Source organism: Candidatus Obscuribacterales bacterium (genome assembly GCA_019744775.1).
In the GTDB taxonomy this organism is placed as follows: domain Bacteria; phylum Cyanobacteriota; class Vampirovibrionia; order Obscuribacterales; family Obscuribacteraceae; genus SBAT01.
In genome coordinates, this window is sequence record JAIETZ010000005.1 from 173,257 (window position 1) to 190,968 (window position 17,712).

Annotated in this window: 15 protein-coding genes; 6 read left to right on the forward strand and 9 right to left on the reverse strand. The window is 46.6% G+C overall.

Features of this window, described 5'->3' with window-relative positions; genetic code table 11:
- Positions 1 to 81: 81 nt before the first annotated feature.
- From K2Y22_13175 to K2Y22_13185, 3 genes are all read right to left on the reverse strand, one after another.
- Positions 82 to 1,950 carry a long-chain fatty acid--CoA ligase gene (locus K2Y22_13175; protein ID MBX9879406.1) on the reverse strand — a complete coding sequence of 623 codons (1,869 nt, stop codon included), beginning with the start codon at positions 1,948 to 1,950 and terminating at the stop codon, positions 82 to 84.
- Positions 1,951 to 2,014: 64 nt separating this feature from the next.
- Positions 2,015 to 2,347, reverse strand: coding sequence for a divalent-cation tolerance protein CutA (locus tag K2Y22_13180; protein ID MBX9879407.1), 333 nt, complete (start codon positions 2,345 to 2,347; stop codon positions 2,015 to 2,017).
- A 2-nt stretch (positions 2,348 to 2,349) separates the two neighbouring features.
- Positions 2,350 to 3,423, reverse strand: coding sequence for a nucleoside 2-deoxyribosyltransferase (locus tag K2Y22_13185; protein MBX9879408.1), 1,074 nt, complete (start codon positions 3,421 to 3,423; stop codon positions 2,350 to 2,352).
- Between K2Y22_13185 and K2Y22_13190 the strand changes: the two genes are divergently transcribed.
- A complete protein-coding gene (locus K2Y22_13190) occupies positions 3,414 to 3,881 on the forward strand; it encodes a DUF3465 domain-containing protein (protein MBX9879409.1) in 468 nt (155 codons plus the stop codon). The genes K2Y22_13185 and K2Y22_13190 overlap by 10 nt on opposite strands.
- A 77-nt stretch (positions 3,882 to 3,958) precedes the next feature.
- Here K2Y22_13190 and sixA read toward each other — a convergent pair whose 3' ends face one another.
- Positions 3,959 to 4,465 (reverse strand): phosphohistidine phosphatase SixA, encoded by a 507-nt coding sequence (sixA, locus tag K2Y22_13195; protein MBX9879410.1) that lies wholly within the window; start codon positions 4,463 to 4,465, stop codon positions 3,959 to 3,961.
- A 163-nt stretch (positions 4,466 to 4,628) separates the two neighbouring features.
- Between sixA and ruvX the strand changes: the two genes are divergently transcribed.
- Complete coding sequence (ruvX, locus tag K2Y22_13200) at positions 4,629 to 5,066, forward strand: Holliday junction resolvase RuvX (GenBank protein ID MBX9879411.1); 438 nt, start codon at positions 4,629 to 4,631, stop codon at positions 5,064 to 5,066.
- 2 nt (positions 5,067 to 5,068) lie between these two features.
- Here ruvX and K2Y22_13205 read toward each other — a convergent pair whose 3' ends face one another.
- Both K2Y22_13205 and K2Y22_13210 read right to left on the reverse strand, forming a co-directional pair.
- Positions 5,069 to 7,600, reverse strand: a complete 2,532-nt coding sequence (locus K2Y22_13205; protein MBX9879412.1) for a diguanylate cyclase — start codon at positions 7,598 to 7,600, stop codon at positions 5,069 to 5,071.
- A gap of 44 nt (positions 7,601 to 7,644) precedes the next feature.
- Complete coding sequence (locus K2Y22_13210; GenBank protein MBX9879413.1) at positions 7,645 to 8,652, reverse strand: TonB C-terminal domain-containing protein; 1,008 nt, start codon at positions 8,650 to 8,652, stop codon at positions 7,645 to 7,647.
- Between the two features lie 214 nt (positions 8,653 to 8,866).
- Here K2Y22_13210 and secG point away from each other — a divergent pair, with 214 nt between their 5' ends.
- The 4 genes from secG to K2Y22_13230 are packed head-to-tail and all read left to right on the forward strand — an operon-like array spanning position 8,867 to position 12,856.
- Positions 8,867 to 9,103, forward strand: coding sequence for a preprotein translocase subunit SecG (gene secG, locus K2Y22_13215; GenBank protein ID MBX9879414.1), 237 nt, complete (start codon positions 8,867 to 8,869; stop codon positions 9,101 to 9,103).
- Positions 9,103 to 9,870 (forward strand): bifunctional demethylmenaquinone methyltransferase/2-methoxy-6-polyprenyl-1,4-benzoquinol methylase UbiE, encoded by a 768-nt coding sequence (gene ubiE / locus K2Y22_13220; GenBank protein MBX9879415.1) that lies wholly within the window; start codon positions 9,103 to 9,105, stop codon positions 9,868 to 9,870. Before secG ends, ubiE begins: the two co-directional genes overlap by 1 nt.
- Positions 9,867 to 11,069, forward strand: a complete 1,203-nt coding sequence (gene lpxB / locus K2Y22_13225) for a lipid-A-disaccharide synthase (protein ID MBX9879416.1) — start codon at positions 9,867 to 9,869, stop codon at positions 11,067 to 11,069. The genes ubiE and lpxB overlap by 4 nt, the downstream gene beginning before the upstream one ends.
- Positions 11,066 to 12,856 (forward strand): ATP-binding cassette domain-containing protein, encoded by a 1,791-nt coding sequence (locus K2Y22_13230; protein MBX9879417.1) that lies wholly within the window; start codon positions 11,066 to 11,068, stop codon positions 12,854 to 12,856. Before lpxB ends, K2Y22_13230 begins: the two co-directional genes overlap by 4 nt.
- A gap of 2 nt (positions 12,857 to 12,858) precedes the next feature.
- On the opposite strand, the gene K2Y22_13235 is transcribed toward K2Y22_13230, so the two are convergent.
- Genes K2Y22_13235 through K2Y22_13245 form a run of 3 tightly spaced genes read right to left on the reverse strand, consistent with a single transcriptional unit; the run spans position 12,859 to position 17,620 of the window.
- A complete protein-coding gene (locus tag K2Y22_13235) occupies positions 12,859 to 14,016 on the reverse strand; it encodes a retroviral-like aspartic protease family protein (protein MBX9879418.1) in 1,158 nt (385 codons plus the stop codon).
- Positions 14,006 to 15,961 (reverse strand): hypothetical protein, encoded by a 1,956-nt coding sequence (locus K2Y22_13240; GenBank protein MBX9879419.1) that lies wholly within the window; start codon positions 15,959 to 15,961, stop codon positions 14,006 to 14,008. Before K2Y22_13240 ends, K2Y22_13235 begins: the two co-directional genes overlap by 11 nt.
- On the reverse strand, positions 15,962 to 17,620 hold the full coding sequence (locus K2Y22_13245) for a tetratricopeptide repeat protein (protein MBX9879420.1): 1,659 nt from the start codon (positions 17,618 to 17,620) through the stop codon (positions 15,962 to 15,964).
- Between the last annotated feature and the right edge of the window lie 92 nt (positions 17,621 to 17,712).

The following is a 17,712-nucleotide window of genomic DNA, read 5'->3' on the forward strand; positions in this document are numbered from 1 at the left end:
ACCGCGAAGTTGCGCTGACGAACATATTTGCCGTACGGTTCTGTGTAGGGGCGCATTGTATGCGCCCTTGTCTTAAATGCCCTATCTAGTACCCTGCTCTATCTGCAGATCTTCGGTTTCATAAAGGCTGTCCAGCATGTCTTTGTACTTTTCAGTTACGACTTTGCGTTTTACCTTGAGTGTTGGTGTCAATTCGTTGCCTTCAATTGAGAAATCCTTATCGAGAATAAGGAACTTCTTCACTTGGGAGAAACTCGCCAAAGTCTGATTCTTGCGGGCGACAACTGCCTCTACTTCTCTTTGAACTAGAGGATGATTGATAAGCTCTTCAGGACTGGAATAAGTAATCTGGTTGTGTTTGGCAAATGCAGCCAGTCCGTCAGTACTTAGCGTGATAAGCGCCGTAATATATTTTCGACGATCGCCATAAGCCAAGACATGACTAATTAACGGCTCACCAACAAAGAGATTTTCCAGAGCTTGCGGAGCGACGTGCTTGCCACCGGCAGTGATGATAATGTCCTTCTTGCGATCAGTTATCTTCAAGCGTCCATCTGAATCAAATTCACCGATGTCGCCGGTCATAAACCAACCATCAACAACTGCTTTTTTGGTTGCTTCTTCGTCTTTGTAGTAACCAGCAAATACTGAGGGTCCTTTTACAAGAATTTCGCCGTCTTCGGCAATTTTTATTTCAGCACCTGGCAGAGGACGTCCGACTGTGCCGCGTTCGTTATCTTGCGGACGGTTACCGCAAATTGGCGCAGCAGTTTCAGTCAATCCCCATCCTTCGACAATTGGCAGACCAACCGTGTCAAAGAAAAGATGTACTTCCGGAGAAAGTGGTGCGGCTCCCGAACAGAAGAAGCGCAATCTTCCTCCAAAGCGGCGGCGTATACGAGAGAAGACAAGTCTGTCTGCTACACGTAATTCACCGCGATAGATTTTGCGGATAATTTCCTGTGCACCTTCATTGGCATCAACGGCTTGCATCAAGTGTGACTTTTGCGCATAACGATCAGCGCGTTTGCCTAGTGCCAATGCCCAGCGAATGAGATACTGCTGAGCTTGAGGCATGTTGCGCACTTCAGTTTGAATGCGATTGTAGATTTTTTCAAAGAAGCGCGGCACGCCATTCATTACAGTTGGGCGTACTTCCATCATATTCTGCGCTACTGTCTCCATCGACTCGGCATACGCCATGACGAATCCCTCGTAAATGCAGACAAACTGTCCGCACATACGCTCGTATACGTGAGCCAACGGTAAGAAAGACAATCCAACATCGTCTGCGTGGAATCCAACAAATACGCTGGCAGCCTGACAGACTGAGTAGATATTGCGATGCAAGAGCATCACACCCTTTGGAACACCAGTGGTGCCGGATGTGTAGACAATGGTTGCCATGTCATCAGGAGCGATGAGGTCGATACGCTCTTTAAGAGCCTTGGGATTGTTCGGTAAATAAACCTCACCGTCTTTGACCAAATCATCAAACGTCATTAGTTTGACGCGTGGGTCATTGGTTTTGATATGACCATCCATCAAGACTATAAAACGCAATTGTGGTGGCAAAGTATCAAGCGAAAGAAGCTTGTTCAATTGATTTTGGTTTTCAACGAAAATGCCGACCGAGTCGCTATGACGGACCAAATATTCAACTTCAGGCGATTGCAAAGTCGGATAGATTGGGATAGTCACGCCACCGACTGTCAAAATAGCCATGTCCGCCCATGTCCATTGCGGGCGATTGCTCGACAAGATAGACACCTTGTCACCGCGATTGACGCCCAGTTTTAGCAGGGCTCCGGCAACGAGCTCAACCACTCGTCCGTGCTCTCGCCAGATGACGGGGCGATAGCTTCCTGCCACCTTGTGGAGAATTGCCGGGCGCTCGGCCATGGTTTTGACGCGTTCCCAGAATACATGCACTATTGTTTCGTGTTTCAACTTTGCAAAACTCCTAGCTAAAGCTGCCGTACTTCTATGATCTTATCGCGATTTTATTAATAGTTTAAGTACTTTTCTTCGTCAAACAAGATTGATTAATCCAATCAAGATATGGCTGGAAGCCATCTGTTATCGGCAGGCTAACTATTTCTGGAATATCGTAAGTATGTAGTTCCTTTACCCTTGCCATCAATTGATTCCAAGAAGATTTTGTGGTCTTGATAAGCAGCAGGACCTCAGCTTCCTGACAAACCTTGCCTTCCCAAAAGAATATTGAAGTGACACCAGGGACGATATTAACGCAAGCAGCCAGATGCTCAGCAACCACAGTCGTGGCCAGGCTTTCAGCTATGTCCTTTGGAGACGTAACCAGCACGATAATCTCGCCGTTGGACATTTTTACAGTCTGCCTCTAAGTAATTCGAGCCCGGTTTCACTAACAAGTTCCGTCAGTAAATTTACCAGTTTTAGAAACGGTTCGGGTTGCAATCGTGGCATACGATATCTTCTATGCACGCGTAATACCATTGTTGGAACCTTCAGCTCACCCAGACAATATTGCACAAAAGGCGTCATAAAAGTCTCCGGCTCTTCCGGTAATACAGGTTCTAAAGCTGACATGTGCAGTCTTGCTCTGCCGGCAAAGTCATCATAATTCGAGCCTTCAGGTCCTTGGACTGTTAGTTGCAAACCAGGTGTGTCATGCCAGGATGCACCAGAAAGGATGACTACCATGCCGATTTCACCGACTTTGGCGATATCCGTAAATGCCCGTCCCAAAGGTGTTTCCCAATAATGCATAGGGTCTGCCACACAACAGTAGGAGCTAATTAGCGAGTGGCAGCGACTGAGTTTACTTAAGAGCGCAGCCAAAGAACCTGTATAAGCTTCTTGCTCTTGGAATTGCCCCTCGTGGAAAAATGCCGTTGCGTGTGGCGCCACCACCAAGAGTGGCAGCTCTCCTCCGAAAAATTCATAGTCCGCTTCGCCGTCAGGAGGCAATTGTTCATAGTGCTCAGATAGTAGTCTCTCGTATTGCAAAGCCCAATTTAAAGGATCTTGCTGCGGAGCTTCGCCAATCAAAAATTCCAAAGCACGGTCTACATCGTCAAACCGAGCTTTCGAATGAGAAAGAACCCAAGGAGAAAATGGAGATTGCCCGACAACTGTCACCATCTTGCCACGGCGATAGGCGTAAAACATCTCCATAGCAGTTCCATAACTTGGCTTGTTCAGATTAGCCAGGAGCGCATCACATTGATCAATAAGGTTAAGCGACTGGCGCACCCGTCTTTCAATTGCCAGGTTTTTCTCATCGGCAAAGAAGGCAAATTCCAACGGATTTAAAACTCTAAAACCACTCTGTTGCAAGCGTGTGGTTGCCTTCGAGCGCCAATCGGGCAAAAGTGCCGGATCTACCAAGAATTGCTCCGGGTCTATTGTGCTTCCACTTAAGTAAATTGATGAGATCATGGTTTATCTATGATGTTATAAAATTGATAGTCATGCAACTGGTAGCCTTCCTATTATCGATCTTTCTGACCATTTCGGCGGCTTCATGTTCCCTTAGAGGGGCTGAAACCCTGGAAGCTAGGGACTTAGACCAGGGTCAGGTTTTAGAGGCTCAAAGTCAACATTTAAGGCATGTGCAGGTCACTATCAGTGCTCCAGTCCTTAAAATCCTCCCCGATGACACCCAGGGCATACCACACGAGCGCTTCTTGATTGCCCTAAAAAACGGCACGTCAATATTAATAGCCCATGATACGCGTCTGGCTCCCCGAGTTCCCATACAAGTGGGCGACAAGCTAAAAATTTGCGGTGAATACATATGGAACGAAAAAGGCGGCGTCATTCACTGGACGCATCATTCGATAGGCAATATCCATCCCGGCGGCTTTATAGAGCTAAACGGTCAGAGATACGAGTAAAAATCGTCACCCTGAGGTCTCTCATGTTAACTCGTGATCCTTTGTCGCTCGTAGGGGCGCATTGCATGCGCCCTTTTTTATTTACCCGCAATTGCCCCAGCAATTTTCGGCGTGATAAACCACTTAAGTGTGCCCGGCGCTGTCGGCGGAATACTTGTCACATCAATTCTGCAAACACCGGCTTTTTTAAATGGAACATCCAATTCCGGACCAGCCCAAAGCATGGTGCCGGCCAATCGTCCCATATCCGGTTCGTGACCGACTAAAAATACTTGCTGGACACTTTTGTGTTCGCGAAGGAACTTATACAGATCACTTGCCGTGCCACCAGGACACAACGCTTCGCAAACTTTCACATCACGCGTGACACCAAAAACTTCAGCAAGAATTTCAGCTGTTTGGCGCGCTCTTACTAAAGTGCTGCTTACAATCAAATCCGGTTTCACACCAAGACGCCGCAATCCCAAACCAACAATTTTGGTTTCTGTTCGCCCTTCATCCGTCAACGGACGCTGACTATCGTCAGTAATTTCTCCACCGATGCGGTTTCCGGCAATGCCATGTCGAATCAAATAAATTTTCATAGGCGGATATTTTAGCTTATTTAGGCTCCGGCTTCATTTCATTTCGCCTTCGCTTGCCATGCGGCTAGCCACGCTCCACTTCGCATTGCTCTGTCGCAATGCTTCGTTCTCGCTATTGCATGTTGACAATAAGACCAAGATGCACTTGTAGTATCATCATCTTATGAGCAACGTTCCTCGCATTATGGGTCTTGACGTTGGCGACAGCCGCATTGGTATCGCCATTTCCGATCCACTTGGCATAACCGCCGCCGGCATTCAAACATTGGAGCGCAAGAATATGCGCACAGATATCTTTGCGATATCGGAAATTGCCAAGCGCCATTGTGCCGTAGAAATTGTTGTTGGTCTGCCAAAAAATATGGACGGCTCTATTGGCGAGCAAGCCCAGAAAGTTCAAGCATTCGCGCGCAAATTGGCCCGTGCTACAGGTCTGCCAATTATCTACGAAGATGAGCGTCTTACAACAGTGTCTGCAATCCGCACATTGACACTGCAAGGCGTGAAAACCGGTCACAACAAAGACATGATCGACCGCCAAGCAGCTGCCATCATCTTGCAAAAACATCTAGACCGCCGCGGACCAGCTCCGTCAGCGTAGTTCTAAACTTTCGCAGCTAACGGACGCGTTTGCAGAAGTCCATGCTGCACAAGCAATGCCGCTGAGCGGAAAAGCAAGTGCGATGGCTTGGGTGGCAGGTCTTTAAATATCTGCGTCAACGAATGATTACCATCGGCGCGTTTGACTATCTCACCCATCATTTCAAATTCTTCCGGACTTGGTGGATCTTCCAATCCTGCTAAGCCATTCCATTTATTTACAAATTCATCGCGTCCAATCGGCGTAACGATAACATCCGTTGTCGGAACAATTGCCAAAGAAGCATTGTAATTGTCCGTAGCCAACGCGCCATCCATCAAGCAGCGGTCTAAACCACGCGTGACATTGTACGAATCATCAAGTCGCGCTAAACGCATATTCGATTCGCTCTGCACAACTTCACGGAAATTGAATTTACCTTCTTCGACTTCAAAGGTAACTAGAAATTCCGTAACCGAATTATTACCGGCGAGCTTGCCCATGCGAGCCTGCACAGGTTTGCCCACTTCAAAGAGCATCCAAAACTGTTGACCATCTTTTGCCTGCACAGTTAAGACGCCTGTTTTTTGACTCTGTGCAATCGACTGCAAAAGACCAGCCGCGTCGAATACGCCCAATTCACCTTCAATAGCCGCAGCCTTCTTCTTAGCCTTGTAAGTCTTCGGTACTTGCTGCACATGGCATACCTTGTTGCGTCCAAGCTCTTCCTTGACGTAATACAAAGCAACGTCGGCTTTGGAAATTACGTCCTCTGCGTTCTTGCCGTCATACGGATACGTCGCAACACCAAGCGAGATTGTCCAACGTATAACACCACCTGGCCAATCATTTTTAGATTCCACTGCCTGGCGAATACGTTCAGCCACACTAAGAGCTCGCTGAGCTTCCGTTTTTTCCATGACAACAACGAATTCCTCTCCGCCGAAGCGCATAAGGAAATCACCAGGTGTGGCAGAGCGTATTGAATCCTGTGTACGAACACAGAGTTTAATTGTTTTAGCCAACTCTTGCAGCATCTGGTCGCCCACCTGGTGTCCATACGTATCATTAATGGACTTAAAGTGGTCGCCGTCGATCATTATTATGGATACAGGATTTTCTTCGGGCTTAGCAGAAGCCTGTTGAAACACCTGCGGAATAATTTCGTAGAAGAATTTTTTGTTGCGCAGACCAGTCAGAGGATCCGTACGCGCCGATTCTTGCTCTTCTTCGTACTGAATAACAGAGAAGAGGGTGCGTCCTGTGTGCTCAGCTACGTTTCTCAGAACACGCATAATTTCCAGAACAGTTTGTCCTTCCTGCATAAAGTAGAAGGACAACATGCCTAGATTACGTCCCTGGTGACGCACTGGGAAATAAACGATTGTTTTGATAGCGTTGTTTTGAGCAATAAGATTCAAGCCATATTCACGAATAGCCTGATCAGCAATAATCAATTGCTGCCCGCTCATTACTGTTTGACGCACAATTGGTGTATGGTCGACGGCTTTCAATGCACGTTCCGACTTATCGTCAAAACCAAGAGATGCTTCCATAGTGCATCCCATATTTTGATCTATTCTAAATGCCGCACCGTAAATAATGCTGTTCGGGAATTTATCATTGAGTTTTTCCAAAACTCTTTGACAAACTTGATTACTTGCCTTCAAAGTACCAATTTCTTTGACGAGCGAACTTATGAATTCTTCTTCCGCTTCCTTCGTCTTCAACTCAGAAAGCTTGTGCTGAGTCTGAGCTAACTGATCATTATATTGCTGCGAAATGAGCTGCTTTTCTTCGGCATGAGCAGAACGCTCTCGAACAATTTCTTGTTCCTTCGCTGCTTTGGCAGCAATTGCCTCATCGTATTGCCTGCGAATATCTTTCAGACCCTTGCTGATGTTCCTAACTTCAGTAGCTGCTCCTGATACATCCAACCCGCCGCCTGTTACATGTGAATATGCATCGCGCGCTAGTAGCAACGAATAGCAAGCTCTCCCTAAATGAGCCAGAGGCTTGCTTATCCACAATTGCAAAAGAACCAAAGTCAAAAGCAAGAGCCCAAGCACGAGAATGCCTGCATAACCGGTTGTGATGCCGACGTTAAACAGCAATTGTCCCTGATTCAAGTTGGGCAAAACAGTCGGTCCGCAATAAAAGCCGACGTGCAAGACTTGCCCGTTGGAAATACTGGAAACTGCCTCGTAGTATCTTTGCTTGTTCCACTCGAGATGATGCGAAACAATTTCGTACTTAATTAGATTCGGCGCATATGGTTTGGTTGCCGCTGTTACTTTATTATCCGAACCTGTTACGTAATACCAAGCCAGATTGTGTTTGTTCATCAGTTGCAGAATTTGCTGTCCGCCCGGTACGCCTTTTTCTGCTTGCTCACCCAGTTTTACGGTCAATTCGTTAGCAAAGCCAGCGAGAACTTGCGGATAGATCATGTCCGCTGCAGTCGCCATAATAATAGTGCCGATCAAAAATGTGACGATTAATCGAACGCCCAAACAATTGAGAAAATCACCAATTGCGCCAAATATCTTTTGCACTATCGAGGTTTTTTCCTCGGGTCCAATATGACTCGCCTGATAGCTCACTGAGTTACGGCCTCCACCTTGCTTAATTCAATTTTGAAAGTTAGTTGCTTGCCTCTGTACCAGTCGGGTAGAGGCGCAAATTTTGTTTCCTCAACTGCTTTCAATGCTTCTTTGTAAGCCTTCTTGTTTGCATTGCTCTTCTCTTCGTCAATTGCTGAAGATAAGACGGTGCCATCAGGAGCAATCACGATAATCACAAAAATATTTTGTCCAGGATTTTGCGGTTTCCAGTTTTGCGCTAAACGCATTAGCAAATCTTTACGGTATGGTCCGATATTTCCCATAGCTTTGGAAGCTAGCAGTTGCTGCGCATTAGTGGTAATTCCTCCGCCACCAGTACCGGCGCCGTTTCCTTGTCCCGCTCCAGTGCCAGCGCCTGTTCCTCCCGTCCCGGTACCGCCCGTTCCAGTTCCTCCAGCTTCACCATCTTTCGCTCCGCCCGGAACAACTTGTCCGGAAGGTGCTGCAGTAGAAGTGGTGGGGGTAGTAACAGGAGGTGGAGTTGGGGTCTTTGCTGCTTTAATTGTCGGTAGTACAGCCATCTTGATGGGATTGCTCGTAGTTCTCATGACTGGAGCGGCAATATTGGTTTGTCTGGAGGGTACTGGTTTAGCAGGTATCGGCACAGGTTTAACTTGCTCGGTCGGAGCTTTGACTGAAGGCATTGCCAGCTGGTCTGTCTCAAGCGGCTTAGGCGCCGATGATCCACCAGAATTCGGTTGGTCTCCAGCGGACAATCCAATACCCTTAACACCCTCAATCGCCATCGGTGGCGGCTCTGGTGGCGGCGGGCTAAATTCAAAAGCAACGTCTACGTCGTGAATGATACGCGGGTGCGCCTTTTCCATGCCGTAGCCCTTCCAAAAGGCGACCATCATCATCACGTGGACAATCAAAACAACCAGAAGGCACTGCTGGAGCTGACTCTGGCGATCAAGTGTGTCCGGATCGCTTGCATTGTAAAAGCGATCGGTAACCCGTAAAACTTCTTCCATTATTGCCATACGTCAGTTCCCTAGAACCACCGCCACAGCGGTTGCAAAGAGCCTCTATACACGGACACTAGCACTATTCCCGCCGTAATAGGTTTGTACCCAGCCAGCGTAAAGAATTTTCATGTAGTTAAACCGAATTACAAGTTAGTAAAAGCCTAATACAGCGGCTATTCCCGGCTTCGGTCGGCTAAAATGTTGGTCGGTCTTGCACAGGAGTATTTCGATGAACCCGGCATATATCGCCCTTTTAGTTTTGGAAGGTCTTTTGGGAGTCCTTCTGGTTGTTCTCATTCTTTTGCACTCACCCAAGGGCGAAGGAATGGGCGGAATTGGCGGCACAGCAACATTGTTTACCGGCAAGCGCGGAGCAGAAGCAGGTCTGGATAGACTGACCTGGGGCATTGCCTTTTCGTTCCTCCTGGTCTGCCTTGTTCTTGGTTTTGGATTCATCAAACCGTAATGTCATTTCAATTACCGACAACTGAAGAAAAATCCGATTACGTTCTGAAACAATTCGACAGAATTGCCAAACGGTACGACCTGACCAATGACGTTATCAGCCTCGGCATGCACCGATTCTGGAAAGAAGTAGCCGTTAAAGAACTGGTCCAGGATCAGCGTAGGGGCGCATTGCATGCGCCCTCTTGCAACTCAAGAAGTTTTCTTGATGTTTGCACAGGCACCGGCGATTTAGCTCTGCTCATTGCAAAAAAACTGCGCAACGGCGACAAAGTCATAGGCGCTGATTTTTCACCTGAGATGCTGAAAATCGCAAATCAAAGAGCAAGCTCTGCCCAAAGAAAAGATCAGTCTCCTGCCATGATTGGCTTCAAGCAAGCTGATGCTCAGGCTCTGCCTTTTGACGACAACTCGTTTGACGGGGTGATTGTCAGTTTTGGTCTACGCAATTTGACTGACTTGCAAAAAGGCATCAACGAGATGACCCGCGTGACAAAGCCCGGTGGTCGTGTAATAAATCTTGATCTGGGACACACGGATACACCACTGTTTGCTCAACTCTTCAATTTTTACTTTGGTTCTGTAGTTCCTATCGTCGGCGACCTTTTGCAATCAGACCGTCAGGCATACACATATCTGCCCGAGTCATTGAAGACTTATCCCACTCCCGACAAAATTGCCAAAATGTTTGCGCAAGCAGGACTCACAAATATCAAATGGCGCAAACTAGCCATGGGGACAGTGGCTCTACACGTAGGTGAAAAGTGACCTCGCTCTTTGTAATGGTTGGTGATTTGTCTGCCGACAAACATACGGCACACGTAATTGCCAACTTGAAGAAAGCAGTACCGGACATAAATGTCTGGGGTGTCGGCGGTCCTTCTCTTGCCGAACAAGGCATGGAGACTCTTTTCGATTGCCAGACCTTTTCTGTTATTGGAATTTTCGGCACTATCAAGTATTTGCCGTACATTGCCAAAGTTCGCCAGACCGTTTTAGACGAAATTGAAAAACGTAAGCCTGATGCAATTCTCTTTGCTGATTTCGGCGCGGTCAATTTGCGCTTGTGCAAAGAATTGCGTAATCGTTATCCTCAATTGCCAATCATTTACTTTATCTCGCCGCAAGTCTGGGGCTCAAGACCCTGGCGTATCAAAACAGTTGATAAGACAGTTACAAAAATGCTGGTCATTTATCCATTCGAAGAGACTCTCTACAAAAGACGTGGCGTAGATGCTATGTTCGTAGGAAATCCTTTGACCATCGATTTGCCGAAACCGGAGTCCCTTTCCACTCGCAGCCAATTCTGTCAAAAGCACGGACTGAACGAGAACGATCCGGTAATAGGAATTTTTCCGGGCAGCCGCAAACAGGAAATTTTTGCGCATATGCCTGTTTTGGCTGATGCAATAAGATGGCTATTGGCTGAGCGTCCAAATTGCCAATTTGTCATTGCTGCCGCCAAGCCATTGATTAAAGAAGCCATCAACACTCGCATTGAGAAGTACAACCTCACAGAGTTGGTCGGCAAAAGACTCTTTTTCGCCGAACCAGGTGAAAACTATGACTTGATGGCTAACGCCGATATTCTGTGGGCCAAGTCAGGGACAACCACCCTGGAAGCAGCTCTCTTTGGTAAACCAATGCTCATCTATTACCGTGGTGACTGGCCCTCTTTCCTTATTCTGTTGGCATTCAAGACGATCAAGCGCATTGGCTGGCCCAACCTGCTTGCCGGCACGGGACTGGTTCCTGAACTAGTTATGCTGGATTGCCGCCCGGAAAAGCTTGTAAAATACACGCTCGATTGGCTGGATGTGCCTGCTTTCAGAGAAAATCTCTCGAAACAGCTTCAGTCATTGAGGTCGGAGCTTGGGCGCGGCAACTTCGCCGATAACGCGACAAAGCAGATTCTTTCAATACTCAAGTTAGGCGACAAGGCAGCTCTGGGAGGAACGCGACAGTGAAGTCACAATCAATGGGACTGTCAGAACAATCTGCTTTGTATTTACGTATCCTCAAGTACATCAAACCCTATTGGCCGACATTTCTCATAGGTATTCTTGCCGCACTTCCTGCAGGTGGCTTGGAAGGTGCTGTTGCTTGGCTGGCAGGACAGGGTCTGCAGCGTATTTTTATTGAAGGGCAACAATGGCTCATTTATTTTGCCCCCATTGGTGTTCTTGTACTTATGGTTGTGCAAGGCACAGCACGCTTTGTTGAAGCTTACTGCGTGCGCACAGTCGGCGCTGCAGCCATTCGCGACTTGCGTAATGAGCTGTTCACTCATTTGCAAAAACAACCACTGCTCTATTTTCAGGGTCAATCATCAGGCGTTCTAATAGGACGCATGATAAATGACGTAGCAGTTGTCGAAAATGCTATTGCCCAAACATTCCAAACAATGCTCTCGCGTATCGTCACTCTCATTTCACTTACCTGTGTTGTGTTATGGCAGAGCTGGCAACTGAGCATTATTGCCTTGTCCATACTTTCCTTGATTGTTTTCCCAGTAAGTATCCTATCCAAGAAAATCCGCAAATCAGCTAAGAGCGGACAAGAGGCAATTGGTGATTTGACTGCTGTTCTTTCAGAATCAATTCAAGGCGCAAAGGTTGTGCAGTCTTTCAATCTTGAGACATTCCAGACTTCCAGATTTATTTCCACCAATCAGAACGTCTTTCGCAACGTAACCAAAGCAGTACGCGCAGAAGCGTTGCTATCACCAATCTTAGGTCTAATCGGCGCTGTAGGTGTAGCCACAGTTATGTGGGTTGCCGGCTATCAGGTTATTCATCACACTATGACGCTGGCTTCATTGACCTCATTCTTGATTGCCATGCTCCTACTCTACACGCCAATTAAGAACCTTGGACGCATTCAAGGGATTATTCAACCAGCTTTGGCTGCTGCAGTTCGCATTTTCGATATTCTTGATCATCCACCAGACTTGACCGACTCGCCAAACGCGGTCGAGCTTCCGTCGGGCGCCCACAACATAGAATTTAGACAAGTCTATTTCCGCTATCCGACAGTACCGGAGATGGTGCTACGCGACATCAATCTGTCAATTCCAGCAGGGCGCATGGTCGCTCTTGTTGGTCTATCCGGCTCCGGCAAATCAACAATGGCAAATTTGGTGCCGCGCTTCTTCGATGTCACATCCGGAGCAATTCACATCGACGGCAAACCTTTGCAAGACTACACTTTAGAGTCCCTGCGTAATCAGATAGCTATTGTTTCTCAAGACAATTTCCTCTTCAACATGACCGTTGAAGAAAACATCCGCTTGGGCAAACTGGATGCCACTCATGAAGAAATAGAAACAGCAGCTAAAGCGGCCTTCTGTCATGACTTCATCACGGATTTGCCTGACGGGTACAACTCACCAATTGGTGAGCGCGGTGCTCGCTTATCCGGTGGTCAGCAACAACGTCTGGCTATTGCGCGTGCATTTCTAAAGGATGCTCCGATACTTATCCTTGATGAAGCAACAAGCGCTCTCGACAACGAATCGGAAGCCATGGTGCAAGCAGCGCTCAACAAATTGATGCAGAACCGCACAGTTATTGTTATTGCGCACAGACTGTCCACCGTCCGTCACGCTGATCAGATAGTCGTCATGGACAATGGAGAAATTGTCGAATCCGGCACTCATGAATCGCTGGAATCGGCAAATGCAATGTACACCCGCTTACTACAGGCTCAATTCCACCGCCCGGTTAATACAACATCAATTGAAAGTAGCTCCTAGAGTTACGGCAGAAACTTAATTACATTCTCGTCGTAGTCGATAGTAAACGGTCTATCCCGGAAAAACTCTTGCCCGAGCAACGGCATTTTATCGCCTGCCGACACCCAAACAGGCACATGCGCCTTGGTGATTGGACCCAATTGCATTCTATCGACATATACTAAAGCAGTCTCGGTTGACCCGCCGATTCCACTACTATATCCGCGTGGCGCATCTGCTGGAATAGAGATACCAAGATAAGCAGCATGAGCTTGCGACATCGTAACTGTGTTAGCACCCGTATCGAAAATCATCGGCAATTCTCTTCCATTGACTTGAATGTTGACCAACAGGTTGTTGCCCATTTTCTTGAATGGAACTTTTAGCACATCAGACGGTAGCGACTGAGATGTACCTTTCTTTGTGAACCTAATAAATCCACCGGGATTATCAATTTGATAGTCAAACCCGCGAAACCAACTCTGTCCCAGAAGCGGCTCCACCCCACCCGGAGCAACCAACACTGGAACCAATCGTTTTATTGGCCCAACTTGTACTGTCATTGGCGCCACCAATCCATTAACTGTACCGACAGAACCTTGGATCTTAATAGATCGTGCGTCGGACGGAACAGTTAGATTTAACTCTTGGAGCAACTCTGCACTCGCGAAACACTGTTCGGCTCCAGTGTCGAACATAAGTCTAGTTGCTTTGCCATTAATGTAACCATCAACATACAAGTGACGAGAACTGCCCCTAACAAAAGGTATCTTTATTTGATTTGGCAAATTTTTGAGCTCGTCATCACTACCAGAAGCAGTCGCATTACTCCTGCTGGACGAAGGCTTGCCCCTACCGGATAGATTCTGCAATGCCTGAAGTGAATACTTACCAACTTCGGCTGATGGTCGCAATTCGTACGCTGAACGATAAGATGCCTCAGCGTCTTTCAGGTTATTCAGTCGCTGCTGACTCAATCCCGTGTAATAAAGCGCAGTAGCCTTGCTATCTCCTGGTCTTTCGCCAAGAGCAGACTGTTGCAATATTTGGATCGCATCTTTATAGCGTCCTTGATTATATGCCTGCATGCCACGCTGCAAATTATCATCCGCTCTCGCCTCGAGAACAGCGTACAAGAGCAGGAGCATCACCACATTCACAACTAATCTTCTAAGGACCATTCGACTTCACCCCGGGCGTCGTGCCATGTATAAAGGAGATCTCGTTGGCTACTCTCTTTGCCTTCTGAGCAAGACTTGTTTGATTATGCTTTGTGAAATAGCGCTCTATGTCATTCAATCGAGTCAAAACAAAATTCGGTTGTTTTTCAGTAACACCATCGTAGTAATCAATCAACCGCTTAAATATTTGTGTTGCTTCTTTGTCTTGATGGTTTCCTGCATATGCCATACCAAGACAATAGCTTACTTCAGCCTTGCAATCTTCATAGTATTGGCTCTTGGGCTGACTTTGGAAATCCTCCAATGCAGCTTGAAACCAAACAATACTATCTTTGTAATTCTTCTGCCGCAGAAGTACCAATCCATAGGTATGATTAACCTTTGCAACATCTGCCGTTAATCCATAATCTTCGTACAAAGGACCCGCCGCCGAAATACTGGCAGCAGCATCCTCATATTTTCCCAATTGCATTTGCATGCGACCAATCCAGTAATAACAATTTGCCGCTTCGACAGACTTTCCTTTACCACTATCTTTCAGGATACCCAATGTGTCCTGATAATACTGGAGAGCCATGCTGTAATTCGAAGCACGATACTCAGCAGTACCCTTATCAAAAAGAATTTGAGCCTCGTCCATTTTGACTACTTGTCTTACAGGATAAGGTTCTGTCGTATTGAGCTTAGACAGCGGCCCGACGGCAAGCATGGCAGCAAAGATAACAGCCATGGCTATGAACGCAAAGAAAAACATGATAATTGCCGGCAGAGCACTATTCTGTCCATAGTTTGGCGGAGTCGTTAACACGTTGGGTTGTCCACCGGAAGGTTGATTGGCAGGATTGAAAGGATGTTTTTTCCACCAGGACGCCACATATGGCTTTCTTTGTGTCGATAGAGGCACTGAAGGCTCTTCCACATACACATTTCGACTAATACCTACTTCTTCGGCCATTAGATGTTGTGCCGAAGTTAACCAATCTGGTTTCTTCTTTGCCGGATCCAACTGAGCAAGATCTCCCGGTACTTGCACTTGTTCGTCGATATCAGGAATTTGGTCAACAGGCAAAGTCAATAGCCACCTAAGAAGCTTTGTCCTCTCTCTTATTTCAAAATTAGAATGGCTCTCCAACTCGTGAAACGCAAAAGACGAATAAGGATCTTGCAAATCCTTTTCACGGAAAAGCAAACAATCTTCCCCGCCATGGAGAGTAAACCAGACACGCGGATCTCTCTGCAAAATGTAGAGACAACTATCAATTAGCCATGCCGAAAAATTATCCAAATGAGGACCAAATGTTTCCTTAGTCCTACCCGGGTGCTGATAATTTCTATGACCTAATTCATTGCTCACTTCACCGGCAAGAGAAGGCACAAACATGCCGTCGTAGTCTACTAGCTTAATTGAATCATTGCCGACTAGCACATTGCCATGCTGCAAGTCTCCATGCGCAATTCCATGCTCCTTCAATACGCCTCGTGCTTGGCGCAACCACAATCGCAATTCTTCCAGGACTTTTGCATTGTCTAAATTACGACCGATGTATTCAATGAGATTTTGCCCATCGACCCAGTCCATTTTGAGTATCGGCAGCCATTTTCCATGACAAAGAATGCCTTTTTCCAAATAATCAAAGTCAGCCATAATAGGCAAATCAATCTTATTCAAGTATTCGCTTATCTTTGCATAGCGTTCCTGCTGATTTGCAATGTTGTGCAAGAAACATCTCACAGCAAAATCTTGCTTAGGACAATCAAGATAGTAAACGCTGGCAAACGACCCTGTAATAGCCTTTGGCAAACCAAGATTATTCAATCCAGGCTTTCCGACCTTCAACTCCGGCGCAGCAAGATTTATAGCCGGACTTTGCATAGCCTCGTTATAGTCCTGCGGGCTTGGCCAGGACTTCGATACTTTAGCTTCTGCGTAGTCTACTTGTTTCAACTAAGGTTTCTCCGATTGCTTTTTCAATTGCTCCAGTGAAACACGCAAATTGTTCTGTGCACCTTTGTGCGAGGGTGAAATATCTAATGTCTTCTGATACATTTCGGCAGCCTTGGCATACTGACCAGTCGCATAGTAGTCTTGTCCCAAATTAAAGTAGTTGCCCGCATATCTAGGCTCGAGGCGCACAGCTTCCTTAAAATCTTCAATTGCTTTGTAATGCTCACCCAATTGACCGTAGGCGGCACCTCGATTTCTGTAATAAATTGCTTGAGTCGGATCAAGCTTAATCGCTTGATCAAAATGTTTAATTGCAACCGGAAACTCTTTCTTGTTGTAGATTGAGATACCCTGATTGAAGACCTTATCCGCGTAAAAGGCCGAATGTTGACCTGTCGTCTGAGGTGTAGTTACCTGAGGTGTGGTTGTCCTTAGATCGTGTTTGCCGAGTTCATCAAACACTACGGTGCTGACACCAATGACAATGCAGACAAATATGAGAATAATCGCCAATAGCATGGGACTGCTTGGTCCCATAGCATAGGGTTCCATATCCTGCTTGTTTTGCACCGAAGTGGGTGCCTTAGAGACCGGCTGTTGAGGACTAGCAACATGTTGGTCTTCACGTTGGTATTGAACATGCTTAGTAAGCTTTTCGACCGCAACCAGCGTTTGGGCAGAAGACAACCAGTCAGGCTTCATTTTGCTGGAATCCAATGCAGGAAAGTCTTGAGGTACCTGCATCTCGCTGTCAACTTCTGGTATTTGTTCAACGGGTAAAGTCAAAAGCCACCTCAAAAGCTTTGACCTTTCTCGTATCTCAGAATTAGCATGTTTCTCAAGTTCATGAAATGCAAAGGAAGAATACGGATCCTGCAAATCCTTTTCCCGTAACAACAAACAATCTTCCCCTCCACGCAGAGTGAGCCAAAGACGCGGATCTCTCTGCAAAATATAAAGACAGCTATCAATTAACCAAGCGGAGAAATTGTCCAAATATGGTCCAAAATTATCTTTGGTTCTGTCCGGATGTTGATAGTTTCGATGACCTAATTCATTGCTCGTTTCGCCGGCGAGTGCAGGCACAAACATGCCGTCATAATCAACTAATTTTATTGAGTCTTTGCCAACTAGAACATTTCCATGCTGCAAATCACCATGAGCGATGCCGTGCTCCTGCAACATGGAGCGTGCCTGACGCAGCCACAGTCTAAGTTTTTCCAAAACCGATGCATTATCTAAATTGCGACCAATAAACTCAATTAGATTCTGCCCTACCACCCAATCCATTTTGAGGATCGGCAGCCATTTTCCATGACAGAGAATACCCTTTTGCAAGTAATCAAAGTCTGCCATTATTGGCAAATCAATCTTGTTCAAGTATTCGCTAATCTTTTCATACCGTTCTTGCTGATTTGCAATATTGTGCAAGAAGCATCTAACGGCAAAATCTTGCTTCGGACACTCAAGATAGTACACACTAGCAAACGACCCTGTAATAGCCTTCGGCAAACCGAGATTATTCAATCCAGGCTTTCCGACCTTCAACTCCGGCGCAGCAAGATTTATAGCCGGACTTTGCATAGCCTCGTTATAGTCCTGGGGACTGGGCCAGGACTTCTTGGTGATTTGAACTTCTGCAAACTTAGCTTTATTCACGGCGAAATTAACCAGAGAAGCCTGGGTACACCACATTTATACCCAGTGGAAGTGAACGACCATGAAGTGCCTTCTAGCTTGTTACCAAACGC